This is a genomic window from Novosphingobium oxfordense, assembly GCF_044029435.1.
Taxonomy (GTDB): domain Bacteria; phylum Pseudomonadota; class Alphaproteobacteria; order Sphingomonadales; family Sphingomonadaceae; genus Novosphingobium.
In genome coordinates, this window is record NZ_CP147008.1 from 412311 (window position 1) to 436300 (window position 23990).

Below are 23990 nucleotides of genomic sequence, written 5' to 3' on the forward strand. Positions count from 1 at the left end.
CGTCAGGCGATCTCCGGCAACGCGTGGAGGTACTTGTCGAGCGTAATCGGATAGTCCCGCACCCGCACGCCGGTGGCATTGTAGACCGCATTGGCCACGGCCGCGCCCACACCGCAGAGGCCGAGTTCGCCCACGCCCTTCGCCTTCATCGGTGAAACCTTGTCGTCCGCCTCATCGATGAACACGACTTCCTGATGCGGAATGTCGGCGTGGACCGGCACTTCGTATCCGGCAAGGTCATGATTGACGAAGAAGCCGAAGCGCTTGTCGACGGCCAGTTCCTCCATCAGCGCGCCGCCGACGCCCATGGTCATCGCGCCGATCACCTGGCTGCGCGCGGTCTTGGGATTGAGAATGCGCCCGGCTGCGCAGACCGCCAGCATGCGCCGCACCCGTGCCTCGCCGGTATAGGAATCCACCGCCACTTCGGCAAAATGCGCACCGAAGGTCGATTGCTGAAACCTCTTGCCAAGATCGCCCCACTGCATCGTCTCTTCGGCCACGAGTTCGCCGTCCGTGACCGCTTCAGCCAGCGCCGCCGAGCGATTGCCCGCGCGAACCTCGCCATCGGCGAACTGCGCACTCTGCGGGTCCATGCCCAGCCGCTGCGCCGCCATTTCACGCAGCTTCGCACAGGCCGCATAGACGCCCGAGGTCGAACTGTTCGCGCCCCACTGGCCGCCGGAACCTGCCGAAGCCGGGAACGAGGAGTCCCCCAACTTCACGCGCACCCTCTCCACCGGCAGGCCCATCATTTCCGCCGCGGTCTGGGCGATGATCGTGTAGGAGCCGGTGCCGATATCGGTCATGTCGGTCTCGACAGTGACCATGCCGTCGCTCGCCAACCGCACCCGCGCGGCCGAGGTCATGTTGATGTTGTTGCGGAATGCCGCCGCGACCCCCATGCCGATCAGCCACCGCCCCTCGCGCACTTGCGCGGGCCTGGCATTGCGCCGGTTCCAGCCGAAACGCGCGGCGCCATCTTCCAGGCAGCGCACCAGATTGCGCTGGGAGAAGGGACGCTGCGGATGCTCGGGATCGACCTGGGTGTCGTTGAGTACGCGAAATTTCACCGGGTCCATGGCCAGTTTCTCGGCCATCTCGTCGATGGCGATCTCCAGCGCCATCAACCCCGGCGCCTCGCCCGGCGCGCGCATGGCATTGGCTTCGGGCAAGTCGAGTTCGGCCAGCCGCAGGGCGGTCAGGCGATTGGCACCGGCATAGAGCAACCTGGTCTGCTGGGTCGCCGATTCCGGGCCGCCGCCGGGCAAGTCGCCCGACCAGCTTTCGTGACCGATGGCCGTAAGCTTGCCGTCCTTCGTTGCGCCCAGGCGAATGCGCTGGATCGTCGCCGGGCGGTGCGTCGCATTATTGAGCATGAGAGGGCGCGGCATCGCGATCTTGACCGGCCTGCCGCAGGCCTTGGCCCCCAAAGCGGCCATCACCGCATCGGCGCGCAGGAACAGCTTGCCCCCGAAACCGCCGCCGATGAAGGGGGAACGGACATGGATTTTCTCCGGCGGCATCTGGAAGGTCGCGGCCAGTTCGCGCTTGTTCCATGCGATCATCTGGTTCGATGTCCATAGCGACAGCGCATCCCCCTCCCACCAGGCGATAGTGGCGAAAGGCTCCATCATCGCGTGGTTCTGGTCGGGCGTCGTATATGTCTGGTCCAGTTGCACCGGCGCCGCGGCGAAGGCCCCGGCAAAGTCGCCGACATGGGTATCGGCATCGTTACCGGTCAACGGCTGCGCGCCCGGCTTCTCCTTGACGAGGTCAAAGCGTCCCTGTCCACGGTCGTAAGTGATCCGCACGGCATTCGCGGCGCTGCGCGCCTGTTCGAAGCTCTCTGCAACCACCACGGCCAAGGCCTGATGATAGTGATCGACATCCGGGCCACCGAGCAACTTGGCAGTGTTCATGTTGCCCTTGCCAAGCGGCTGCGCATTCTCGGCCGAGACGATCGCCAGCACGCCCGGCATCCGCCGCGCCTCTTCGGCATTGAACGAGGCGATCCGCCCCTTGGCGATCCCGGCACCGATTACGTAGCCATAGGCGGGCCTGGCCGGAACGTCTCCGTGCTCGTAGGCGTAGGGCGCTTTCCCGGTGGTCTTGAGCTTGCCGTCCACGCGGTCGACCGCCTGGCCGATGACCTTCATGGCGTCGATCGGATTGGTGCCCGCAGGCGTGTCGAACTTCATGCCCGGTTCTCCGCGATAAGGGCCGCCAGCGTGCGTTCGGCCAGCGTGACCTTGAAGGCGTTTTCATGCGTGGGCCGCGCTTCGGCAAAGGCCGTTTTCACCACCGCCCCGGCACCGTTTCCGAGTTGCCCGTCGGCCGCCTCCACCCGCCATGGCTTCGGGGCCACGCCACCGAAAGCGACCCGGCCGCTGCCGTCCTCGTTCAGCACCGCCGCCACCGAAACGAGCGCGAAGGCATAGGAAGCCCGGTCCCGCACCTTGTGGTAGAAGTGCCGCCCGCCCAGCGGCTTGGGCAGCGTGACCGCGGTGATCAGTTCGCCGGGCTGGAGCCCATTTTCGACATGCGGGGTATCACCAGGCAGGCGGTGGAATTCGCCGATCGGCACGCTGCGGGCTTTGCCGGCCGCGTCGACCGTCTCGACCTGGGCATCCAACACACGCAGCGCGATCGCCATGTCGCTGGGGTGGGTGGCGATGCAGGCGTCGCTGGTGCCGATCACGCCCAACTGGCGGCTGAAACCGCCGATCGCCGCGCAGCCCGAACCCGGCTTGCGCTTGTTGCAGGCCTGGTTGGTGTCATAGAAATAGGGGCAGCGGGTGCGCTGGAGCAGATTGCCACCGGTCGTCGCCTTGTTGCGCAACTGGCCGGATGCGCCGGCGACGATGGCGCGGGTAAGCACGCCATAGTCCTTGCGCACCCGCCGGTCGGCCGCCAACGTAGTGTTGCTGACCAACGTGCCGATCCGCAGGCCGCCATCCTTCGTCTCCTCGATCCGATCGAGGCCGAGGTCCTGCACGTCGACAAGGTGCGTCGGCGTCTCGATCTCCAGCTTCATCAGGTCCAGCAGGTTGGTACCGCCAGCGATGAACTTGGCACCCTTGTGCGCGGCTACGGCAGCGGCGGCCGCCGCCGGCGTCTTCGCGCGCTCGTATGTGAAGGCCTTCATGCTTCGGCCTCCGCACCATGGGTTTCCGCAATCCGGACGCCGGCGACTTCCGCCATGGCCTCCGCAATGTTCGAATAGGCCCCGCAGCGGCAGATATTGCCGCTCATCCGCTCGCGCATTTCGAGCACGGTCATTTCGGGTGCACTGCCGACATCGCCCTGAACGTGGCTGGGAATACCCGCCCGGATCTCTTCCAGCACCGCCACGGCGGAGCAGATCTGCCCCGGCGTGCAATAGCCGCACTGGAATCCGTCATGCTTGATGAAAGCCGCTTGCATCGGATGCAGTTCCTCCGGCGTGCCCAGCCCCTCGATCGTCGTCACGGCATCGCCTTCGTGCATGACCGCAAGGCTGAGGCAGGAATTTATCCGCGTGCCGTTCACCAGCACCGTGCAGGCGCCGCACTGCCCATGGTCGCACCCCTTTTTGGTTCCCATCAGGCCGATATGGTCGCGCAGCGCGTCCAGCAGCGTGGTGCGCGTATCCACCTTGAGCGCCTGTGACTGACCGTTGACCTTGAAGGAAACCGCCATCGTCGGTGGTTGCTGTGCCATGGGTGTCGCTCCTTCCGCGACGGATGGGATGGCGGAAATCCCGACGCTTGCCGCGCCGCCCGCCAGAACCGCGCGCCTTGATACCTCGAAAAGCGCAGCTTCACCCGAAGTTTCGTTCATTGCCCGTCCTTATCCCACCAGGAAGTGTCGCACCGGGATGCCAAAGCCCGTCCATCATCACGATAACGCATCGCGCTGAATTTCGGCATCGCTTGAAATGGTATGCCGTCTTGAAATCCGTTCATCAATCCGATGAGCACCATCCGCGTTGGCCAATCGCGGCGGTAAGATCGACAACCCCATCCCAAGTCTTCTTCCAAGCCCATTTGGATCGCCTGCTGGAAGCCGCGGTAGGACGTACATTTGGGCCGCAACCGTCCATTGTCCGCCCGTCGCTCCGAATGACGGGTTGTAGAGCGGGGTGCGCTGCCCCCGCTCTACAAAAACCTTAAACTCACAACAACTTGCACAGTCGCCTCACCCCGAAGGGGCGAAGCAGGAGCGGCATTGGCGAGAAGTCCTAGAGGTTTACCGCCGTCATCTGCGGCGCCGCATAGCGCAGGCCAGCCGCCGCGCCCGGAGGCAGTACCTCGTCGATGCGCGCGAGGTCCGCCTCGCTCAACGATACCGCCAGCGCTCCAAGGTTGTCCTCCAGATAGGTCCGGCGCTTCGTGCCGGGGATCGGCACGATGTCCTCGCCCTGCGCCAGAACCCACGCCAGCGCGAGTTGCGCCGGCGTGCACCCCTTGGCCTTAGCCATCCGCTCAATCTCGGCAACGAGTTCTAGGTTCTTGCCGAAGGCATCACCCTGAAAGCGCGGGGCATTGCGGCGATAGTCGTCCTCGGGAAGGTCCGCCGGACTTTTGAACTGGCCGGTCAAGAACCCTCGGCCAAGCGGGCTGTAAGGCACGAAGCCGATCCCGAGTTCGCGCAGCGTCGGCAGAATTTCCTCTTCCGGCTCGCGGCTGAACAGCGAGTATTCGGTCTGCAACGCCGAAATCGGATGGACCGCGTGCGCGCGGCGGATCGTCGCCGGTGCCGCTTCGGACAGGCCGAGATACCGGACCTTGCCCGCCGCGACGAGTTCCGCCATCGCGCCCACCGTTTCCTCGATCGGAACGTTGGGGTCGACCCGGTGCTGATAGTAGAGATCTATCACATCGATCCCAAGCCGCTTCAGGCTATCGTCGCAGCATTGGCGGACGTATTCGGGCCGGCCGCTCACGCCCTGGAAGCTGCCATCCTGGCCCCGCACATTGCCGAACTTGGTGGCGACCACGATCCATTCGCGCCGTTCGCGCACGACCCGGCCGACCAGTTCCTCGTTCGCGCCGACACCGTACATGTCCGCGGTGTCGAGAAAGGTGACGCCCAGATCGAGCGCGCGGTTGATCGTGGCGATCGATTCAGCCTCGTCGCGCCCGGCGTAGAATTCCGACATGCCCATGCAGCCGAGGCCGAGAGCGGAGACTTCGAGGCCTTGCGAGCCAAGCTTGCGCATTTCCATTTTCGAATTCCCTTTGGTTCGTTGCATTCGGCCGTCCCCCAAGTGTGTATGCCTTTGCGGGTGTCACGTGGAAGGCGGTTCAAAAGGTGGTGGGATGGCCGCCAGCGGCGCCTATCCGAAGGCGGCGCTCAGAATCGCTCTCCGACCAGTTCCTCACTCTTCGTCCAAAGCGCCTTGGCACGCTCGGGATCGAGCGCGTAGGGCCGTACGCCCGGGCGCACGCCCTCGCCTTCGACGATCTCGGCCACGGCACAATCCTCGCCGTAGCGCCCGCCGATCGCGTCGGCGTCGGCCACGATCGCCGCCCAGACGGAAGTAGCCGCCCCTTGCGGGATCGTTTTCCAGGCGAATTCCGGAACACCCTCTTCCTGCGCATCCTTGATCGATGCGACCAGCGCGTCCATTTCCTCCTGCGTCATGTGGCGGCCCAGTTCGGTTTCCTCGATGCCGCCGGGATGAACCGCCGTCGCACGAATGCCGCGCGCCCGATGACGACGGTCGAACTCGACCGCGAAAAGGATGTTCACCGTCTTCGATCGGCCATAGCCCACCCAGGGATCATACGGTGTCTGCTCGAAATTCGGATCGTCGAGGTCTACATCCGCCAGCCGGTGGCCTGACGAAGAAAGGTTCACCACGCGCCCGCCATCGGCGATCAGCGGCGCCAGACGATTGATCAACACGAAGTGGCCGAGGTGATTGACGCCGAACTGCGTTTCGAAGCCATCGGCGGTATGGCCGAAAGGCGGCGCCATCACGCCGGCATTGGCGATGATGACATCGAAGGGCCTACCATCCGCCAGCAGCCGATCGGCGCAGGCGCGCACGCTCTCCAGCGAAGCGAGGTCCAGCTCGACCAGTTCAAGATCGCCGGCGATGGCCTGCGTCGCGGCCCTGGCCTTGCCAAGATCGCGCGCCGCGCCGACCACGGAAGCGCCATGTTCGGCCAACGCGCGGGCGGTCTCAACGCCGAGCCCGGCCGAAACGCCGGTCACCAGAATGCGGCGGCCAGTCAGATCGATGCCGTCCAGCACCTCGTCCGTGGTAGTTTGCGCACCGAATGTATTGGGCATGCTCATCTCCTGGAACTCATCTGCCTCTCCCAATGAACCGGAAGCGGTGAGCGCCATCTGGCGACGATCACATGGGGAGCCGCGCCCATTCCGCGCTGTTTCTTGCCTGATCCGATCAAATCGCCCTGCCCCGGTCTTGCAACCGACCCCGGCAACAACAAGATCGGGCTCATGCAGGACCGACTTACAACGCTGTGCGCCCTCGCCACCCGCCACGCGGATACTCCCGGTGCGGCCTCCATTCCCCGGATCGGATTCCATATCGCCAAGGAGGCCGCGGCCACAGCAAGCCCGGTGCTCTACCGCCCCATGATCGTCATGGTGCTCCAGGGTGCGAAGCGCGTCCTGATCGGAGAGCGCGAGCTTTGCTACGACACGGCCAGCTACTTCGTCGGCTCAGTCGACCTGCCGGCGTCGAGTTGCATCATCGAAGCATCGCCCGGAAAGCCCTATGTCGCGGTCAGCCTGGCCCTGGACCAGCAGTGCCTTGCCGATCTGATGACCGGCAACCCCGGGCCCGTCGCGGGTGAAACGGTGGGCTTTGCCGTCAGCGCGGTAACGCCGCAGCTGCTCGACGCGTGGTCGCGGCTGATCGGATTGCTCGATACGCCGGGCGACATCCCGGTACTGGCCCCGCTCGCCGAGCGCGAAATTCTCTACCGCGTACTGCAAGGGCCGCAGGGCGATCTCATACGCCAGGCCGCGCGCGTGGAGGGTCGCCTGGCGCAAGTCCGCCAGGCGATCGAGTGGATCAGGAAGAACTTCGATCGGACGCTACGCACCGAGGCCCTGGCGGAAGTGGCGGGCATGAGCGTTGCATCGCTGCATCGCCATTTCCGCAAGGCGACGGCCATGAGCCCGCTCCAGTATCAGAAGGCTCTGCGGCTTCAGGAGGCGCGCCGCCTGATGATCGCGGAGAGCGACGCGGCCCGCGCCGGCTATGCCGTCGGCTACGAAAGCGCTTCGCAATTCAGCCGGGAGTACACACGCATGTTCGGTGCGCCACCGGCCCGCGACGCGGTACGCTTGCGCCAGGCCGAGGCTCTTGCGACCGAGATCGCCTGACCGCAACTGGCGCATTGACTTTGCTCTTGGCCCACCGCGTGTTGCCTCATGCGCAAGATGGCGTATGGCCACCCCAGCAAATCACAAAGGCGGGTAAAATGGCAGCATCTTCAATCGACGAGCAACGTGAGCACTTCGCTTATTGCGTTCAACTTTTCGGCGGGACCACCGCATTCTCGCGGCGCCTCAACATAGACGAGCGGGCTATCCGGCGGTTTATCAATGGGGAGCGGCCGCTTAGCGCCGGTCTTCTGGGCGACACCGCGAAAGCATTGCGTCAGCTCGTGGTTGAAGCGACCGCAGCCGAAAAGGAGATCGCAGCGGCATTGAACTCTGGGCCGAACGTCGCAGAATAAGAGGCTCAGAATACAGTACCTTCCCAGGGGCAGGCGTTGCGCGCCGCCCTTTGGGCGGCTGATTTTAGCGACAGTCGGGCCCCAATTGGCTCCTCGCCTTGAAGCGGAGGCCTCTGAAAGTCGTCTCGCAAACCGTCGATCTTTCATCCGGTTGCTTGTGGCCAATTCCTGCATGTTAAAACACGGATCTGGCACTCGCTGCCAGGCCGCCGGTTCGCATCGTGAAACGCGTTTTCGATGGCCGCGCGCGCCTCTCCAGCCCCGGCCACCTCTACAACGGCGCTTCTCGTATTTCCGGGCAGCGACGCCAGCACATGGGAGGGGATCGACTAGGCGGAACACGACTGCCAGCGCGGGTCGAAAGGATCGTTCATCACAAGAAACTCGCGCATAATAGGATGTCGCCACAAGCACATCAGTCAGTCAATTTAACGAGTTGCTTAATGTTGCATATGCAAATCATTCGCATTAAGGGGCTCCCCACATAACAGCGCCGGTTCGCCCGGTGCGGCGAATCAGGGGCTCCAAATGAACTTCACAACCAGAAACCGCAGTCGCTATTGCGTCTCATCTGCACTGGCTATCGGCCTGCTGAGCGTCGGCAGCGCCCACGCCGAAACTGCGCCTGTGGATCCGGATGACGACTCGATCGTGGTGACAGGCGCGGCCGAGACCACCGGCCTCAGCCTCTCCTCGCGCGAAACTCCGCAGTCGGTCACCGTGGTCGACAGCGTCCGCATGCAGGAACAGGGCCTCTACGATATCTCGTCGGTGATGGAACAGATCGTCGGCATTCAATCGAACCGCTCCAGCGCGCTCGGCACTGACGGCACCAACTATACCGCGCGCGGTTTCGCCGTGCAGAACTACCTCGTCGACGGGGTGGCCCGTCCGACCAATCTCTACGGTTTCACCGAAGATACCGCCGACATGATCGCCTATGACCGGATCGAGGTGATCCGTGGCTCGGCCGGCCTGATGACGGGCACCGGCCAACCTTCGGCCGCGATCAACATGATCCGCAAGCGCCCCGGCACGGACTTCACGGCCACCGCAGCCGCAACCGTCGGTTCGTGGGACATGTACCGCATCGAAGGCGACGTGGGCGGGAAGGTGACCTCGGACGGCCGCCTTCGTGCACGCGTTGCCGGGGCCTGGCAGGACAATGACACCTTCATCGATCGCGAGCATGCCAAGCGCCAGGCGCTTTACGGCGTCATCGAGGCAGACCTCACGCCCACCACGCTGCTCACCGTCGGTGTCGAGTACCAGAATTTCACCAACACCGGCGCCTCGCGCGGCGGCGTACCGCTCTTCTACACAGACGGCACCAAGACCGACTTTGCCCGCTCGACCAACGGCGGTGCCGAGTGGTCGGACTTCAACCGCAAGAGCGTGAACATCTTCGCCTCGATCGCGCACGATTTCGACAAGAACTGGCATCTGCAGGTCGACGCCGAGCACAAGTCCGGCTCTTACGACGAGACGATCGGCTACTTCTTCGGCACTGCCATCGACAAGGACACCGGCCTTGGCGGCACGCTCTATTCCACCCGCTGGGCGTCCGACCTCACACTCAACGCCGTCTACGCCAACTTGCGCGGCAGCTTCGAAGCGCTGGGTCAGGAACAGCACATCGCACTCTCGCTGAGCCATGCCCAGTTCGATGACGACCAGACGCCTTATCCGGGCTGGTGGTCGGGCGGCGACTACATGAAGTCGGTCAATGCCTTCGAATTCTTCGCGACCGGCGAGACTACCAAGCCCGACCTTTCGCCAAGCGGAGGCTATGCCGGCAACCGCGTCCGCACCACGGCCGCATCCGGCGTGGCGCGGCTCAAGCCGATCTCGCCATTATCGGTGATCATCGGCGGACGGCTTACCTGGTGGAAGCAGGACAGCTACTCCCAGGACGTATCCGGCCCGCGCACCTGGACGCCGGGATCCAACGAAAAGGCAGTGCTGACGCCCTACGGCGGCCTCGTGCTGGATCTCACCAAGACCGTCTCGGCCTACGTCAGCTATGCAAGCGTCTTCGAACCGCAGACGCAGCGGACCATCGATGGCGACATGATCGCACCGCTCGAAGGCAATACTTACGAGGCGGGCCTGAAGGCCGACTTCCTCGACGGCAAGCTGAGCGCCAGCGCCGCCGTCTTCCGCATGCAACAGGACAACTACGCGCTGGCAGACGGCCCCGGCATCTTCGCGCCGGACGGCAGTTCGGCCTATCACGCGGTGTCGGGCATGAAGTCGTCGGGCTTCGAACTCGAAGTCAATGGTGAGATCCTGCCCGGCTGGCGCGTGGCCGGCGGCTTCGCCAATGCCCGTGCCGAGGACCGCGACGGGGTTCGCCAGCTTCCGCAGATCCCCAAGAACACCTTCAAGATGTTCACCGCCTACAGGCTGCCCGGCATGCTGGAGGCGCTGATGGTGGGCGGGAACCTCAAGTGGCAGAGCAAGACAACCGCCGACGGCACCGGCCCCAATGGCGAGATCTACACGCAGGGCAGCCTTGCAACGCTGGACCTGCTGGCGAACTACCGCGTCTCGGACCACTTCTCGCTTACCGCGCATCTCGATAACGTGTTCGACAAGAAGTACTATTCGGGCCTCTATATCGGCAGCGCGCGCTACGCGACGCCCCGCGCCTTTACGCTGACGCTTCGCGGCACTCTGTGAGAACCGGGCGGTAACACCCCTCTCCCTCCACCGCGCGTGATCCCGCCGCCCTTCCTATGCCGCTTGCGCCGTTCCAACCCAACGGGTGGAAACGGCGCATCGGTACGCGTGGCCGCCCTTGCCATTACGGCCGGGGTTCACGTGGCGGCGGCCGCCGTTGCCGCCATCACCTTCGGCTGGCTGCAAGCGGGTCCCCCGGATCACGCGGCGCCTCCCACTCTCGTGACGTTCGACGTGCATTCGCCCGCCCCGGCTCGCGCAAAGCCGAGTGCGAATGCAGTCCGCCCCCGGCCTGTCCCGGCAGCGGCCCGGACCAATATCGCCTTGCCCCTTCCCGTCCGCACCGTGGCGGTGCTTCAGACCAACGCCTTCGAAGAGCCCGCCGCTGCGGCCACCGGCGGCCTGTCGGACAATCTGCCCGACATCGCCCTGCCCTATCGCCGTGCACTGATCGCGCGGCTGGAAAGCCAGCGCCGCTATCCCGCTGGATCGCTTCGACAGCACGCGCAAGGGACAGGCTCCCTACTTTTCCGCATCGACCGCGAAGGGCATTTGATCGATGCCGAGATCGTGTCCGGCACAGGGCACGCCGCCCTTGACCAAGCCGCGCTGGCCATCGTCTCGCGCGCGGCGCCGTTCCCGCCGATCCCGACCGGGCTTCCGGACGAATTGGCCATAACCCTGCCGATCGCGTTCCTCATCGATGATACGCCAGCCTCGCCGGTCCTGCCGTGACCGGGGGCGATGCGGCCATCGTCGGCTGCCATCAGGCCGCGCTGTCCGCCTATGTTCGCTCACTCGTGGATTCGCCGCCGGTTGCCGCCGATATCGTGCAGGAAACCTGGGTGCGGGCCATTCCGTCGCTCCGCTCGGGCCGGGTGGAGAACCCCCGCGCCTTTCTCTACCGCGTGGCCCGCAATCTGGTGAACGACCGGGCGCGGGACAGCGGCAAGTGGCGTCCCTGGCTGGCGGACGAAGAGGCGGGCATAGCCGTCGCCGACGACAGCCCGGACGCCGAGCGTCACGTCCTTGCGGCGGACCGCCTGCGCATGGTGCGCGAACTGGTGGAAGACCTGCCCCCGCGATGCCGGGAAATCTTCACCATGCGCAAGTTCGACGGTTTCGATCAGGCCGATATTGCCGACCGTCTCGGCATCACGCGGGGCGCGGTAGAGAAGCAGTTGCGGATCGCCCTGCTGACGCTGGCCAGCCGCCTCGGCGAAATAGAGGGGGAGACGTGATGTCCAGCGCGCTCCGAAACAATTGCCCTTTCTCGTCCGGCCGCGTCGTGTTTGGCGGCACAATTCCGTCATGGTTGATGACGAAACCGACCGAAGGGACGGAACCGTGACCGAAAACGCACCGCGCGCGCCAATTCCGGCCGCCATTGCCGAAACCGCCGCCGACTGGATCGTCCGCCGGGACGGGGGAGAATTATCGGCCGAAAATCAGCGATCCTTCGAGGACTGGCTGTCCGAGCCGGCCCATCGCCGCGCCTTCGAACGACTGGAAGACCTTTGGGGGCTGATCGATAACGATCCGATGCCCGTAACGGCACCGCCCATATCTTTGCCGCCAATCCCGGCCAAACGCCGGATCTTGTCTCGCCGCAAACGCAGTTCCGCAACCGCTCCCGCGCGCCAGCGGCAACGCTGGACCGGTGGTGCTGTCGCCGCATCGATGGCGCTCGTGGCATTCGCCTCGTTCGGCGACTGGTCGATCCGGTTGCAGGCAGACTACGCCACCGGAGTGGGCGAACGCCGTGTGCTGACGCTGGAAGATGGATCACGCGTGACGCTGGGCAGCAGTTCGGCCATCGTTCACGACTTTTCCGGTGCCCGCCGCAAGGTCCGCCTGCTTGAAGGCCGCGCATTGTTCGAAGTGGCGCCGGACCGCAGCCGTCCCTTCACCGTCGAAGCAGCAGGCGGAAGTGCCACCGCTCTGGGCACGGCGTTCACCGTGCGCGAACGGGACGGGATCGCCGAACTCGTGGTGACCGAGCATCGGGTGCGGGTTGTCGGAGGCGGCCGCTCCAAAGTCGTCGATGAAGGCCAGCGCGTCGATTTCGATGCGCAGACGCTGGGCGCTGTCGAAGCGGCCGGCAATGGCGCCACCGCCTGGACCCAGGGCCAACTCGTCGTGGTGAACCGCCCCCTGCGGGAGGTAGTCGCCGAAATCGCACGCTATCGGCATGGCTACCTTTCCGTCGCGGGAACAGCGGCGGAGATGAAAGTCAGCGGCGTCTACGATCTCGACTACCCGCTCGCCGCCGTGGACAGCATCGAGCGCAGTCTGAAGCTCAGGTCCTTCCGGCTTTCGGATCGCCTGATCGTGCTCCATCGCTAAGCCGCGAAAAAACTTTGCAGCCCTTAGTCGTCTTTTCCCGCCCCACCCCGTCTCCATTATTGAGAATGCGTCGCAACATCGTGATTGCGCCGTCTCGCAACCATGTGGGGGTCAATTCGATGTACGAGAAAATGGGTCATGGCAGCGCGCGCCTGTTGGTAGCCGCCCTGCTGGCCGGCACCACCCTGACCGGGGGCATGACCGGGTTCGCTTCCAGCGCGATGGCGCAGGAGAACGGCGGCGTGAACGCCTATGCCATTCCCGCCGGATCGCTGAGCGACGCGCTGAACAGCTTTGCGCAGCAGAGCGGATTGCAGCTGAACTACGACGCATCGCTGACGCTGGGACGCCATTCCCAGGGCCTTAACGCGAAGCTGCCATGGCGCGACGCGCTGGTGCGGCTGCTGTCCGGTACCGGCCTTGTTGCCCGAGCCAACGGCCCGGCGGCCGTGACCATCGCCCGCGCCACCACCGGGGCAATGACGCTCGATACTCTGCTCGTCTCGGCCAGTGCAGAGGCCCCTGTGGCCGCCATGCCCAGCGAGGAAGACACCTTCGACGCAGCGGACGAAGCACGCCGGGGCGACGCCATCGTGGTGCTTGGCCATGATGACAAGATCGATACCCGATCCGCGTCCGGCCCCTGGGGCGATAAGCTCGTCATCGATACGCCCTATGCGATCAGCGTGCTCTCGCAGGATCTGATCGAAAGCGTCGTCGCCGGTGACATGGACCAGATGTTCAAGATGAACCCGGTCGTCCAGAACTCCGCGCCCTCGACCGTCTACGGCACGCCCTACGTCACCATTCGCGGCTTCGATTCCCAGAAGGGTGTCGTCGACGGCGTCCGGCTGTCCTCGACTTTGACCGGCATTTCCATGGAGGAACTTGCCAATGTCGAGATCATGAACGGCCTGTCGGGCTTCCTGTACGGCGTGGGCAATCCGGGCGGCGTGACCAATTACGTGCTCAAGCGGCCGACCTACACGCCCACGCGCGACATCACCGTGGGTGACTATGGCAACAAGCAGTTCTTCGTCCATGCAGATCTTGGCGGCAAGATCGACCGGGACGGAATGTTCGCCTACCGGCTGAATGTGTCCTATCAGGACGGCGAAACCGCGAAGAAGAACCAGAACATCGCGCGCAGCCTGTTCAGCGGCGCGGTGGACTGGAACGTGACGCCGGACCTGCTGCTGCAAGTGGAAGCGGCGCATACCTATTACCGTATCGACGGCATCGATTCCCGCTTCTACGCCTATGCCGATACCAGTTATGCGGCGATCGACCACTGGATCGAACCGCTTGACGCCAGCAAGACCTGGACGCCGGACTGGACCTATCTCCAGATCAAGACGGACCGCATCGGCACCAATGCCAAGTGGAAACTGAACGATACTTTCAGCCTTCGCGCCGCCTATCTCTACAAGCGCGATGCGCAGGAATCGATCAACGTCTATCCCGCCTATTTCGAGGATGTAGGCTGGAAAGTCGGCTGGGCCTCGCGCAGCGCGCCGTCCTACAACATTGCACAAGGCGCCTATGCCTATCTCGACAGCGAGTTCGAGACACTGGGCATCAAGCACCGCCTGACGTTGGGCGCTTCGGGCGACATCCTGCGTGTGAAGCGGCACGTCACCAACTCGGTCAGCGCCGGTTTCTCTCCGGCCTTTACCGACCCGAACGACATGAACACCTGGGCCATGCCCGATACGCTGAACACCTATTCCTGGGGCGCCCTCTACAAGTCCAGCCAGTCGCAGAATACAAACGTGATCCTGGGCGACGATATCCAGTTCACCGAACAGCTCAGCGCCATGGTGGGCGTGAACCGCAGCACCGTGCAGGCCCGCAACTTCGGGGCGACCGGCACGCGCACGTCCAGCTACAACGAAAGCGCCTATACGCCCACGATCTCGCTGGTGTTCAAGCCGGCGGCGCGCGTGACGACTTACGCGACCTACATGGAAGGTCTGGAACAGGGCTCGACAGTTCCGGACGATGCCACGCTCTACAACAATCCGGGCGAAATCATGAAGCCCTACGTCTCCAAGCAGTATGAAGTCGGCGCCAAGTACGCCCCGATCGATGCACTGCTGATCACCGGCGCGCTCTACCGGATCGAAAAGGCCAATTCCTTCGACGAGACGGTGAACGGCAAGATCACTCGCACGCAGGACGGTGTGGAAGTCCATCAGGGCGTGGAACTGACGGTCACCGGGCATGTCACCCCCCGGCTCAACGTGATGCTGGGCGGCACCGTAATGGACCTGAAAGTCACCAAGACCAGCACGGCCTCGCTCCTGGGCAAGAAGCCGACCGGCGTCAGCGACATGCTGGCGAAGATCTTCGCCGATTACGAGATTCCGGGGCTGGACGGCTTCTCCATCAGCGGCGGCGTCTATCACGCCGGCAAGATGTTCAAGGAGAGCGCCAATCTTCAGAAGATCGACGGCTACACGATCGTCGACCTCGGCATGCACTACAAGACCGAGATCGACGGCCATCCGATCCGCTTCGACCTTAATGTCGCGAACCTGGGCGGGCTCGATTACTGGGCGACCTCGTCTCAGCTCGGCAGCCCCCGCAACGTGGCCTTCGCGGTCAAGTACGGGTTCTGAGCGATGACGGACCGGGAGCGGCGCGTGAGGACCGCATCATGAAACAAAGCCTGCGCCAGTCGATGGCATGGCTCCACACCTGGGCCGGACTGGTACCGGGCTGGGTGCTCTACGTCATCTTCGTGTTCGGAACGGCGGCGTTCTTCCAGCACGAGATCGATGCCTGGATGCGGCCCGAGCTGCCTTCCGAAACGCGCGTGTCCCCACGCGCCTTCGCCTCTGCCGACGCGCTGCTGCGTACCCGCGCGGCGGGGGCGGAGAGCTGGTCCGTCTCGCTGCCCGCCGCGCGCGGCGGCAGCGGGCTGGACGTATCGTGGCAGATGCCCGGCCAGGGCCGGCGCGAGGGGACGCGGATCACCCTCGATCCCGCGACCGGCGCCGAAATCCCGGTGCGGGCAACGAAGGGCGGCTTCTTCCTCTACCGCTTCCACTTCGACCTGCATTTCATCTCGGTCATGTGGGCGCGCTATCTGGTCTGCGTGGCGGCGCTGGCGATGCTCGTCGCGATCCTGTCGGGCGTGGTGACGCACAAGAAGATCTTCACCGACTTCTTCATGATGCGCTTTCGCAAGGGCCAGCGCAGCTGGCTGGATGCGCACAACGCCACCGCCGTGCTCGCGCTGCCGTTCCACCTGATGATCACCTACACCGGCCTTGCGACGCTACTGTTCACGCTGATGCCCTGGGCGATCTCCGCGAACTTCCCGGACCGGCAGGCCTTCTACGCCACCACGTACCCGCAAGGACCCGAGCGCGAGGCCAGCGGAGAGCCTGCCCCGGTCGCCCGGATTGGCCAGATGATCGCCACCGCGCAAGGCCAATGGGGCGGCGCGATACCGACCTACCTTTCGGTCGAGAACCCCGGCGACAAGGCCGCCGTGGCCACGCTCTATACCGCCAAGTCCGAATGGGGGAACGGCCGCCCCGATACCGTCTACCTCGACGCGGCGACCGGAAAGGTCCTGCCTTCCACACCCGCAAATCCCGGCGGCGCCACCGCGACGCACCGGGTGATGGTGGACCTGCACACGGCATGGTTCGCAGGCTACGGACTGCGCTGGCTCTACTTCCTTTCCGGCCTTGGCGGCGTAGCCATGGCGGCAACCGGACTTTGCCTCTGGTGCGTGAAACGGCGCCTCAAGCTGCCCGATCCCAGTCGCCCGCATTTCGGCTTCCGTCTGGTCGAGCGGCTCAATATCGGCTTCATCAGCGGCGCGCCGATCGGGATCGCGACGTATTTCCTAGCCAACCGCCTGCTGCCCGTTGCCATGGCAGACCATGCGGACTGGGAGATCAACGCGCTGTTCATCGCCTGGGGCGGCACGCTGGTCTGGGCGTTCCTGCGCCCGGCCCGGCGCGCATGGCTTGAAACGCTGGCAGTGGCGACGGCACTCTTCACCGCGATCCCACTGGTCAACGCCCTGACCACCGGACGCGGCCTTGCCCCCAGCGTGATGGCGGGCGACTGGACATTCGTTGGGTTCGACCTGGTGATGATGGCGCTGGCTGCCGGTTTTGCCTTTACAGGCTGGACCCTTGCCCGGCACAAACCCCGCCAGATGCCCGCGCGCAAACAGCGCAAGGGCGAGGAGGCGACTGCATGATCCATACTCCCGTCGCTCTCCTGACGCTTGCCGGCTTTGCGCTGCTGCTCATGGCGATGGCGCGCCACCAGCAGGACTGGCTGCGCCGCAAGCTGGCCCCTCGCACCAGCCGCCTGCTGCGCATCGGCGGCTTCGGCCTGCTCGGCGCCGCGTTCATAGCCGCAGGCACCGGTTTAGGCTGGGCCTACGGCACGGTCGCCTGGTTCGGCTGGCTGTCGTTCGGCGCCGCCCTCACACTCACCGCCCAGACCAATCGCGAGCGTATTCTCGCCCGTCTCCGCCGATGAAAGCTCCCGGAAATCCGCGCATGATCAAGCCCCTCACTGCCCTTTTCGCCGCCCGCCACCGCTGGTCGGTCGCCTCGCGGACATTGGCCGGCACGCTTGGCGCTTATGGGGTGACTGCGCTTGGCACCGTGGCGCTGTCGCTCGTCCTCGCCGCGCTCGGCATGGCCCGCGCCGAAGCCGTTACCGCCGCGACTCTGGCCAGTTATGCCGTGTTCGCCCTGGTGGCGATGGCTGTGTTCCATGCCGCCAGTCCCGCCCGGGCCTGGGCCTGGCTGATCGGGGCGGCCGTGCCGCTTGCCCTGCTGACCTGGCTGCTGACGGCAACGCGATGAACCCGTTTTCCCTGCTCGTTGCCGGCGCTGCAGCCATGGCCTCCGGCGCCCCCGGCGAAGAGCCGCAGGCCGGCGATCCCGCGCCGACCAGCACCGCGCATGCAGCCACCCCCAGCGGCCCTGATCCGGTCTATCCTGCCGAGTTCTACAAGCCCTTCCAGCCGCAGACCGCGCTGGACATGCTGGAACGCACCCCGGGCTTCATCCTCAGCGAAGGCTCATCGGTACGCGGTTTCGGCGGCGCGGCGGGCAATGTCCTGATCGACGGACAGCGGCCCACCGTGAAAGGCGGCGGCATCACCGAAGTGCTGCGCCGGATCGGCGCCTCCCGCGTGGAGCGCGTGGTCCTGCTGCGCGGCAGCGACGCGGCCGAGGCGCAAGGCCAGACGCTTGTCGCCAACCTGATCCTGCGCGCCGATGCCGGTGGCTCCGGCAATGCCTCGCTGGCGTTGGCGCATACTTCCGACGGCCATATCTCGCCCGACGCGCGCGTCAGCTACGCGCGGCGGATCGCGGGCTGGCAGACGAATGTCGAGCTTTCCGCCCAGACCGTCCGTTACCCTACCCACGCCGTCTATCTGGAGCGCGACGCCGGCGGCACCCTCACCCGCACGCGCAACGAGCGGATATCGGCGAACGCACCGCAATATGGCGTTGCCCTTTCCACGTCGGGCGGCGTGGCAGGCGGCACGCTGACGGTGAACCTGCGGCTCGGCAAGGACGGCTATTCCTCGCGCACCGGCTACGACATCTTCCAAGGCGCGGATGATGGCCAGCCCGATTCCAACCGCACCATCGCCTACCGAGAGAACGGCCGCAACGGCGAACTGGGCGCGGACTGGACCCGCCGCCTCGGCAACGACTGGAGCACCAAACTGGTCGCGCTGGGCACCATCGAACACTACGTCACGTCGGACGATCTTGTCGAACCGGGCTATCGCAGCGTCTCCGAACAGCGCGAGAAACCGACCGAACTGGTCGGCCGCGTCACCGTCACGCGCGAGGGCGAGCATCGGATCCGCGCCGAATTCGGCGCGGAAGTGGCCTACAATCGCCTCACCAGCACGCTTTACTATGCCGAAGATACCGGCGCAGGCCTTGTTCCCATCCCGCTCAGCAACGCAGACACACGCGTATCCGAACAGCGCGCAGAGGCTTTCGCGAACGCCACCGTGCGGCTGGCCCGGCGTTTCTCGCTGGAAGCGGGCATGGCAATCGAACTGTCGAAGATCACCGTCCGCGGCGAAGCCGACAGCGAGCAGAGCCTGTCCTATCTCAAACCGTCGGCCGCCCTCGTCTGGTCCCCTTCGGCCGAAACGCAAGTGCGCCTCGCCATGCGGCGAACGGTCGATCAGCTGGACTTCAGCGACTTCGCCGCTTCGGTCAACCAGACCGATGGGCGGCCCCTCGGCGGCAATTCCGGGCTGCGTCCGGCCCGCATCACCCGCGCGCTCGCTCGGCTGGATCATCGCTGGGGCAAGGGCGGTGCGCTGGCCCTGGAAGCCTGGCACCAATGGCACACCGGCCTGCTCGGCTATGTCCTGCTGCCCAGCGGCGACGAGGCGCTGGGCACCATCGGCAATGCCCGCCAATGGGGCGTGACGGCGCAAGGCACGCTGCCGCTGGAAGCCGTGCTGCGCGGCGCGCGGCTGACCGTGGACGCCAGCCTGCGCGGCTCCCGCATGCGCGATCAGGTGACGGGCCAGGATCGCCGCATGGACGATGTGCTGCCCCGCAGCCTGACGGCCGAGTTCCGCCACGATCTTCCCGCACTCAAATCCTCCTGGGGCGTGACTTACACGGCCGCCGAATATGCCGACGTGTTCTACACCGCGGAAAAGCTGCACTGGCGCGATGGCCAGAGCTGGGGCGGCTATGTGGAGACGACTGCCCTTCCCGGTTTCAAGACTACACTGGCCGTCTCGGCACTCGGCGGGCAGGATTTCTATCGGATGCGTCGCTTCTATTCGCCGAGCCGCGCCGCCCAATTCACCGGCAGCGAGGAAAGACGGCGCCGGCAAGGCGCAACCGCAACGCTGACGCTGGCAAAGGCGCTCTGAGAGTCCGTCTGGTGAATCAGGGACAAGTGTTCCGACGCACGGGATTTCCGCCTGTCACGACAAGGATTATCGCCCGAGAACGTAGAGGATTCGAAGACCTCCCGGCGTGACGGTCAGAGCGGATCTCGGGCACCAGCTGAGTTCTTCACCCGCAGCGGGAGGGCCGTTGTCAAAGTCCCAAATCTTCCATCTCTGGATGCCCCTGCGGTCGCGGACCCAGCGGCCAGTGGAATAGCCGCTCGTCTTCCGCAATCGCCACATCGTTGATGCTCGCGATCCGGCGCGCCATCAGGCCATCGGCGGCGAACTCCCAATTCTCGTTTCCGTAGGAGCGGAACCAGTTCCCGCCATCATCATGCCATTCGTAAGCAAAGCGCACCGCGATCCGGTTGCCGTCATGCACCCAGAGGCCTTTTACGAGGCGATACTCGTGCTCACGCAGCCATTTGGCGGTGAGGAAAGCGACGATCGCGTCGCGCCCTTGCAGGAATTCCGAGCGGTTTCGCCATAGACTGTCCGGCGTGTAGGCTAGCGCCACCCGCGCCGGGTCGCGGGAATTCCAGCCGTCTTCGGCGGCGCGGACTTTCTGGAGGGCGGTTTCGCGGGTGAAGGGCGGCAGCTGCGGTCGAGACATCGGGCTTGTCCTTTCGGCTTCACGCAAAGGGTGTGGCCAATTCCAGGCGGACGCCACCGGGAATGAATATGAGGGAGTGACGTGTCGGCAACCCCGGGCCAATCGGACCGGGCGCGACATCGACGATGACTTCGGGGTGGGCGGTCATCTGATTGGAAGCGAGCCAGCGTGTCCGCAGCAGCGCAATAGAGCGCCAAAGACCACGGCTTTGGCTTTGGCGCCCAGTGCTTAACCGGTTGTCTTGGCGGCTTGCTGCGCCCGCACATAGCTTTCCACCACCGCGGCATAGTTCGGTGCGACGAGGCCATAGAGATGTACCAAGTCCGCCGCCTCCGGACGTGCCCAGGTGCGGTGAAGCTCCGAAAGCAGCGCGTTTGTCGATGTCGGCTTGACGCCGCCCTGGACGAACCGGGCGAGCGATGTTCGCGATGCCATTTCACTGGGATCGCCCGAAGCGTCCAGAACAGCATAAACGTCGTAGCCGGCGGCGACGGCGTCCAGCGCCGGGAACATCACGCAGACGCTGGTCCAGACCCCGGCCATGACGAGAGTTTTGCGGCCAGTGGACTTCACCTCTGCCACGAAATCGTCGTTATCCCAGGCGTTGACCTCGCCCTTGCGGGGCACATAGACCGCGTGCGGCGCGTGGTGGTGGATCTCCGGCATGAGCGGCCCGTTGCTACCCGCAGGTTCGGACGCCGTGGTGATCACCGGGATATGCAGCAGTGTTGCCAGCCTGGCGATCATCTCCACGTTGCGCCGCAGGTCGGCAACCGGAATGTCTTTGACGGTCTGGAACAGCCCGGACTGATGATCGAGCAGCAGGATCAGCGTATCGGACGGATCCATGAGCGCGGCGCCGCCGCCGGAGGGAAGAATGCTCGACTTGGCACGCATTGGGGTCTCCATGGTCATGCTCCTTCTTTGGCATCGGCAGATGTTGGCGCGCTGGCGACAAGCTGGCGGCCCAGAAAATCGCGGATCAGCGGCACCATTTCGTCCGCCTTGTCTTCAAGTGCGAAGTGCCCGGTGTCGAGCAGATGAACTTCGGCTTGCGGCAGGTCCCGTAGGAATGCCTCCGAGCCTTCAACGGAAAAGATCGGATCGTTCCGTCCCCACAAAATCAGGGTAGGAGGCTGGGAAGCGCGAAAGTAGGCATGGATCGCCGGATAGAGCGCAACATTGGTGCGATAGTCGTAGATGATTGCAAATTGGATCGCATGGTTTCCCGGGCGATCGAGAAAGAGCTGATCGTGCAACCATGCTGCCGGGTCGATCCGGGTTTCATCCCTTACCCCGGCCACGTACTGAAACCGCGTGCTCTCTTGCGTGAAAAAGGGGAGCATGGCGGCCCGGTTGGCTTCGCTGTTATCGGCCCAAAGCGCGCGTGTCGGCGCCCAGAAATCCTGCATGCCTTCTTCGTAGGCGTTGCCGTTCTGGACGATCAGAGCGGTGACCCGATCGGGGTGCTTGAGCGCCAGTCGAAAGCCCGTCGGCGCGCCATAGTCCATCACATAGAGGGCATATCGGTCGACGCCCAACGCCGCGAGCAGGCCGTCCACCACCTCGGCAAATGCAGCAAAGCTGTATTCATAGCTGCCGGGGGGCGGTGCGGCCGACAGTCCGAAGCCGGGAAGGTCCGGCGCGATGACGCGGTAGGTGTCCGCGAGCGCCGGAATGAGGTTGCGGTACATGTGCGAAGAGCTGGGAAAGCCGTGCAGCAGGACCAGAACCGGCGCGTCGGCTGGCCCGGCCTCGCGGTAGAAGATTTCAAGGCCGCCGATCGTGGCTGTGCGGTGATGGGTCCCAGGGCGAGGCGCCGATGCGGATACCATGTCAGGCAACTGTCTGCGCGGCTGCGGAAATGAAGGCGGCGACCTCATCCGGGTGGGAGAGCATCGCGGCATGGCTGCTGTCGATTTCGGACAATCGGGCGCCGGCTCTCTCCGCCATGTGGCGCTGGGCGCTGGGGGGGACCATGCGGTCTGCGCTGGCAAGGAGATAGAAAGTCGGGCGAACCTTCCACCCCACCCGAGTGACGGGTGCGGTGGCAGCGCCGAGCCACCAGGGCACCTGCGCCGCCGCCAGGAAACGGGTGATGTCGGGATCGACGTCGGCGGCGAACGCTTCGGCAAAGTGCGCGGGATCGACGACGAGGTAGCCATTCTCGGGCGGCAGAACCGGCGCTTTTGCCTCGCCTGCCTCTGCTGGAGCTTCGTTCAACGCCGCAACCGATTCCCCGGCATCGGGTACGAAAGCCGCGATGTAGGCGATGGCTTTGACCTTGGGGTTGTCACCCGCCTCGGTGACGACGGCGCCGCCATAGCTGTGGCCGACAAGGACCACCGGGTGGCGCGCCTCGGCAATCGCCCGCTCCGTCGCGGCCACGTCGCCCTCCAGTGTGATGGCGGGGTTCTGCACGACCAGCACTTCATACCCTTCCGCCGACAGCAGCGTGTACACCGCCTGCCAGCCGGAGCCATCGACGAACGCGCCGTGCACGAGCACGACCGATAGGTTCTTGGACATATCTGGTCCTTTCGGGAGAACGCGCGCGGTAGCGCCGCGCGCGCTCCGGTTGCTATTTGCAGATCTTGCGATCGAGGAAGTTCCGGATCAGCGGCGCCATGACGTCCAGCCGATCCTCAAGCGCGAAATGGCCGGAATCGAGGATATGGATTTCGGCATCGGGAAGATCGCGCAGATATGGGTGCGCGCCAGCTTCGGGGAAGATCTTGTCGTTCTTGCCCCAAACGATCAGCGTCGGCGGCTTGCGCTCGCGGAAGAACGCCTGGAATTGCGGATAGAGCGGCACGTTGGCGCCATAGTCTCCCAGCATATCGAGCTGGACGTCGCGGTTGCCCGGCCGGTCGAGAAGCGCCTGATCGTGGACCCAGTTATCCGGGCTGATGCGCTCTACGTCGCCCATGCCATCGGTATATTGAAACTTGGTGATGTCCAGCGTGACCAGGCCATTCAGCGCATCGCGATTTTTCTGCGAGCGGTCACGCCAATAGACTTTGATCGGATCCCAGAAAGGAGACTGAAGGCCCTCCACATAGGCATTGCCGTTCTGGACGATCAGACCGCTGACGCGTTCGGGATGCTTCAGCGCCAGACGATAGCCGATCGGGGCTCCGTAATCCATGACGTACATCGCGTAACGGCTGGCGCCGATCTGGGTCACCAGCTTGTCGACGATGTCTGCCTGATGCGCGAAAGTATAGGCGAACTGCGTGTGGTCTGGCGCGTCGCTCTGCCCGTATCCCGGATAGTCCGGCGCTATGACGTGGTAGCGATCGGCCAAAAGCGGAATGAGGTTGCGGTACATGTGAGACGAAGTCGGAAAACCGTGCAGCAACAGCAGCACCGGCGCCCCGACCGGCCCCGCTTCGCGATAGAAGACTTTCACCCCGTCGATCTGCTTGGACTTGTAGTGGATGACCGGGACGGGGCGCGCGGCGGATTGCTGCGCGGCCGCCGGGCAGCCCGTTTGCGCGGCAGCCGGTACGGCCAGCATCGCGCCGGCCAGTACTATGGGGATCAGTCGTTTCATGCGTCGTTCCTCCGTCGGGGCAGATTTGCCGGGACAGTGTCACCGCCTCGCCATGACATTGTGGCGCCGGAGTATCACCGCGCCGCCAGCCGATGGAGTAAAGCGCGGTAAGATGTTGTAGTCGTTCGCGCTTCGCGCACGGGGGAAGGGTTGCTAGTGCGCGCA

At 64.8% G+C, this 23990-nt stretch carries 21 protein-coding genes; 11 read left to right on the forward strand and 10 right to left on the reverse strand.

Going from position 1 to position 23990, the window contains the following annotated elements; all coding sequences use genetic code 11:
• Nucleotides 1-2: 2 nt before the first annotated feature.
• The 5 genes from paoC to WBP07_RS24860 all read right to left on the reverse strand — a co-directional run bounded on the left by paoC (nt 3) and on the right by WBP07_RS24860 (nt 6282).
• Nucleotides 3-2201 (reverse strand): aldehyde oxidoreductase molybdenum-binding subunit PaoC, encoded by a 2199-nt coding sequence (paoC, locus tag WBP07_RS24840; RefSeq protein ID WP_395397756.1) that lies wholly within the window; start codon nt 2199-2201, stop codon nt 3-5.
• Nucleotides 2198-3148 (reverse strand): FAD binding domain-containing protein, encoded by a 951-nt coding sequence (locus tag WBP07_RS24845; RefSeq protein WP_395397757.1) that lies wholly within the window; start codon nt 3146-3148, stop codon nt 2198-2200. The genes paoC and WBP07_RS24845 overlap by 4 nt, the downstream gene beginning before the upstream one ends.
• Nucleotides 3145-3822: an aldehyde dehydrogenase iron-sulfur subunit PaoA gene (gene paoA / locus WBP07_RS24850; protein ID WP_395397758.1), complete on the reverse strand. Its 678-nt coding sequence runs from the start codon at nt 3820-3822 to the stop codon at nt 3145-3147. Before paoA ends, WBP07_RS24845 begins: the two co-directional genes overlap by 4 nt.
• Nucleotides 3823-4222: 400 nt before the next feature.
• Complete coding sequence (locus tag WBP07_RS24855) at nt 4223-5209, reverse strand: aldo/keto reductase (protein ID WP_395397759.1); 987 nt, start codon at nt 5207-5209, stop codon at nt 4223-4225.
• Between the two features lie 128 nt (nt 5210-5337).
• Entirely contained in the window at nt 5338-6282 is a 945-nt protein-coding gene (locus tag WBP07_RS24860) for an SDR family NAD(P)-dependent oxidoreductase (RefSeq protein ID WP_395397760.1), read from the reverse strand.
• A 171-nt stretch (nt 6283-6453) separates the two neighbouring features.
• Here WBP07_RS24860 and WBP07_RS24865 point away from each other — a divergent pair, with 171 nt between their 5' ends.
• The 11 genes from WBP07_RS24865 to WBP07_RS24915 all read left to right on the forward strand — a co-directional run bounded on the left by WBP07_RS24865 (nt 6454) and on the right by WBP07_RS24915 (nt 19635).
• Nucleotides 6454-7347 (forward strand): AraC family transcriptional regulator N-terminal domain-containing protein, encoded by an 894-nt coding sequence (locus tag WBP07_RS24865; RefSeq protein WP_395397761.1) that lies wholly within the window; start codon nt 6454-6456, stop codon nt 7345-7347.
• A gap of 98 nt (nt 7348-7445) precedes the next feature.
• A complete protein-coding gene (locus WBP07_RS24870; RefSeq protein ID WP_395397762.1) occupies nt 7446-7703 on the forward strand; it encodes a hypothetical protein in 258 nt (85 codons plus the stop codon).
• A gap of 528 nt (nt 7704-8231) precedes the next feature.
• On the forward strand, nt 8232-10385 hold the full coding sequence (locus WBP07_RS24875; protein ID WP_395397763.1) for a TonB-dependent siderophore receptor: 2154 nt from the start codon (nt 8232-8234) through the stop codon (nt 10383-10385).
• 63 nt (nt 10386-10448) lie between these two features.
• Nucleotides 10449-11120 (forward strand): energy transducer TonB, encoded by a 672-nt coding sequence (locus WBP07_RS24880; RefSeq protein ID WP_395397764.1) that lies wholly within the window; start codon nt 10449-10451, stop codon nt 11118-11120.
• Nucleotides 11117-11626 (forward strand): RNA polymerase sigma factor, encoded by a 510-nt coding sequence (locus WBP07_RS24885; RefSeq protein WP_395397765.1) that lies wholly within the window; start codon nt 11117-11119, stop codon nt 11624-11626. The genes WBP07_RS24880 and WBP07_RS24885 overlap by 4 nt, the downstream gene beginning before the upstream one ends.
• A 106-nt stretch (nt 11627-11732) precedes the next feature.
• Entirely contained in the window at nt 11733-12731 is a 999-nt protein-coding gene (locus WBP07_RS24890; protein ID WP_395397766.1) for a FecR family protein, read from the forward strand.
• A 119-nt stretch (nt 12732-12850) separates the two neighbouring features.
• Nucleotides 12851-15352: a TonB-dependent siderophore receptor gene (locus WBP07_RS24895; RefSeq protein WP_395397767.1), complete on the forward strand. Its 2502-nt coding sequence runs from the start codon at nt 12851-12853 to the stop codon at nt 15350-15352.
• A 38-nt stretch (nt 15353-15390) separates the two neighbouring features.
• Entirely contained in the window at nt 15391-16956 is a 1566-nt protein-coding gene (locus WBP07_RS24900) for a PepSY-associated TM helix domain-containing protein (protein ID WP_395397768.1), read from the forward strand.
• Nucleotides 16953-17243, forward strand: coding sequence for a DUF3325 domain-containing protein (locus tag WBP07_RS24905; protein ID WP_395397769.1), 291 nt, complete (start codon nt 16953-16955; stop codon nt 17241-17243). The genes WBP07_RS24900 and WBP07_RS24905 overlap by 4 nt, the downstream gene beginning before the upstream one ends.
• 20 nt (nt 17244-17263) lie before the next feature.
• Entirely contained in the window at nt 17264-17575 is a 312-nt protein-coding gene (locus WBP07_RS24910) for a hypothetical protein (protein WP_395397770.1), read from the forward strand.
• A complete protein-coding gene (locus WBP07_RS24915) occupies nt 17572-19635 on the forward strand; it encodes a TonB-dependent receptor plug domain-containing protein (RefSeq protein ID WP_395397771.1) in 2064 nt (687 codons plus the stop codon). Before WBP07_RS24910 ends, WBP07_RS24915 begins: the two co-directional genes overlap by 4 nt.
• Nucleotides 19636-19804: 169 nt before the next feature.
• Here WBP07_RS24915 and WBP07_RS24920 read toward each other — a convergent pair whose 3' ends face one another.
• The 5 genes from WBP07_RS24920 to WBP07_RS24940 form a co-directional block, all read right to left on the reverse strand.
• On the reverse strand, nt 19805-20269 hold the full coding sequence (locus WBP07_RS24920) for a DUF1348 family protein (protein WP_395397772.1): 465 nt from the start codon (nt 20267-20269) through the stop codon (nt 19805-19807).
• Nucleotides 20270-20497: 228 nt separating this feature from the next.
• Nucleotides 20498-21178, reverse strand: a complete 681-nt coding sequence (locus tag WBP07_RS24925; RefSeq protein ID WP_395397773.1) for an isochorismatase family protein — start codon at nt 21176-21178, stop codon at nt 20498-20500.
• Between the two features lie 2 nt (nt 21179-21180).
• A complete protein-coding gene (locus WBP07_RS24930; RefSeq protein ID WP_395397774.1) occupies nt 21181-22104 on the reverse strand; it encodes an alpha/beta fold hydrolase in 924 nt (307 codons plus the stop codon).
• 1 nt (nt 22105) lies between these two features.
• Nucleotides 22106-22798, reverse strand: a complete 693-nt coding sequence (locus WBP07_RS24935; RefSeq protein WP_395397775.1) for an alpha/beta fold hydrolase — start codon at nt 22796-22798, stop codon at nt 22106-22108.
• A gap of 52 nt (nt 22799-22850) precedes the next feature.
• Nucleotides 22851-23825, reverse strand: a complete 975-nt coding sequence (locus tag WBP07_RS24940) for an alpha/beta fold hydrolase (RefSeq protein WP_395397776.1) — start codon at nt 23823-23825, stop codon at nt 22851-22853.
• Nucleotides 23826-23990 lie beyond the last annotated feature (165 nt).

What these genes read in the sequence shown, in the direction of transcription:
- WBP07_RS24875 (WP_395397763.1), top strand. Translation starts at nt 8,232, where the DNA reads ATGAACTTCACAACCAGAAACCGCAGTCGCTATTGCGTCTCATCTGCA.
- WBP07_RS24860 (WP_395397760.1), bottom strand. Translation starts at nt 6,282, where the DNA reads ATGCCCAATACATTCGGTGCGCAAACTACCACGGACGAGGTGCTGGAC.
- paoA (WP_395397758.1), bottom strand. Translation starts at nt 3,822, where the DNA reads ATGAACGAAACTTCGGGTGAAGCTGCGCTTTTCGAGGTATCAAGGCGC.
- WBP07_RS24895 (WP_395397767.1), top strand. Translation starts at nt 12,851, where the DNA reads ATGTACGAGAAAATGGGTCATGGCAGCGCGCGCCTGTTGGTAGCCGCC.
- paoC (WP_395397756.1), bottom strand. Translation starts at nt 2,201, where the DNA reads ATGAAGTTCGACACGCCTGCGGGCACCAATCCGATCGACGCCATGAAG.
- WBP07_RS24915 (WP_395397771.1), top strand. Translation starts at nt 17,572, where the DNA reads ATGAACCCGTTTTCCCTGCTCGTTGCCGGCGCTGCAGCCATGGCCTCC.
- WBP07_RS24935 (WP_395397775.1), bottom strand. Translation starts at nt 22,798, where the DNA reads ATGTCCAAGAACCTATCGGTCGTGCTCGTGCACGGCGCGTTCGTCGAT.
- WBP07_RS24870 (WP_395397762.1), top strand. Translation starts at nt 7,446, where the DNA reads ATGGCAGCATCTTCAATCGACGAGCAACGTGAGCACTTCGCTTATTGC.
- WBP07_RS24865 (WP_395397761.1), top strand. Translation starts at nt 6,454, where the DNA reads ATGCAGGACCGACTTACAACGCTGTGCGCCCTCGCCACCCGCCACGCG.
- WBP07_RS24855 (WP_395397759.1), bottom strand. Translation starts at nt 5,209, where the DNA reads ATGGAAATGCGCAAGCTTGGCTCGCAAGGCCTCGAAGTCTCCGCTCTC.
- WBP07_RS24940 (WP_395397776.1), bottom strand. Translation starts at nt 23,825, where the DNA reads ATGAAACGACTGATCCCCATAGTACTGGCCGGCGCGATGCTGGCCGTA.
- WBP07_RS24920 (WP_395397772.1), bottom strand. Translation starts at nt 20,269, where the DNA reads ATGTCTCGACCGCAGCTGCCGCCCTTCACCCGCGAAACCGCCCTCCAG.
- WBP07_RS24900 (WP_395397768.1), top strand. Translation starts at nt 15,391, where the DNA reads ATGAAACAAAGCCTGCGCCAGTCGATGGCATGGCTCCACACCTGGGCC.
- WBP07_RS24845 (WP_395397757.1), bottom strand. Translation starts at nt 3,148, where the DNA reads ATGAAGGCCTTCACATACGAGCGCGCGAAGACGCCGGCGGCGGCCGCC.
- WBP07_RS24930 (WP_395397774.1), bottom strand. Translation starts at nt 22,104, where the DNA reads ATGGTATCCGCATCGGCGCCTCGCCCTGGGACCCATCACCGCACAGCC.
- WBP07_RS24905 (WP_395397769.1), top strand. Translation starts at nt 16,953, where the DNA reads ATGATCCATACTCCCGTCGCTCTCCTGACGCTTGCCGGCTTTGCGCTG.
- WBP07_RS24925 (WP_395397773.1), bottom strand. Translation starts at nt 21,178, where the DNA reads ATGGAGACCCCAATGCGTGCCAAGTCGAGCATTCTTCCCTCCGGCGGC.
- WBP07_RS24910 (WP_395397770.1), top strand. Translation starts at nt 17,264, where the DNA reads ATGATCAAGCCCCTCACTGCCCTTTTCGCCGCCCGCCACCGCTGGTCG.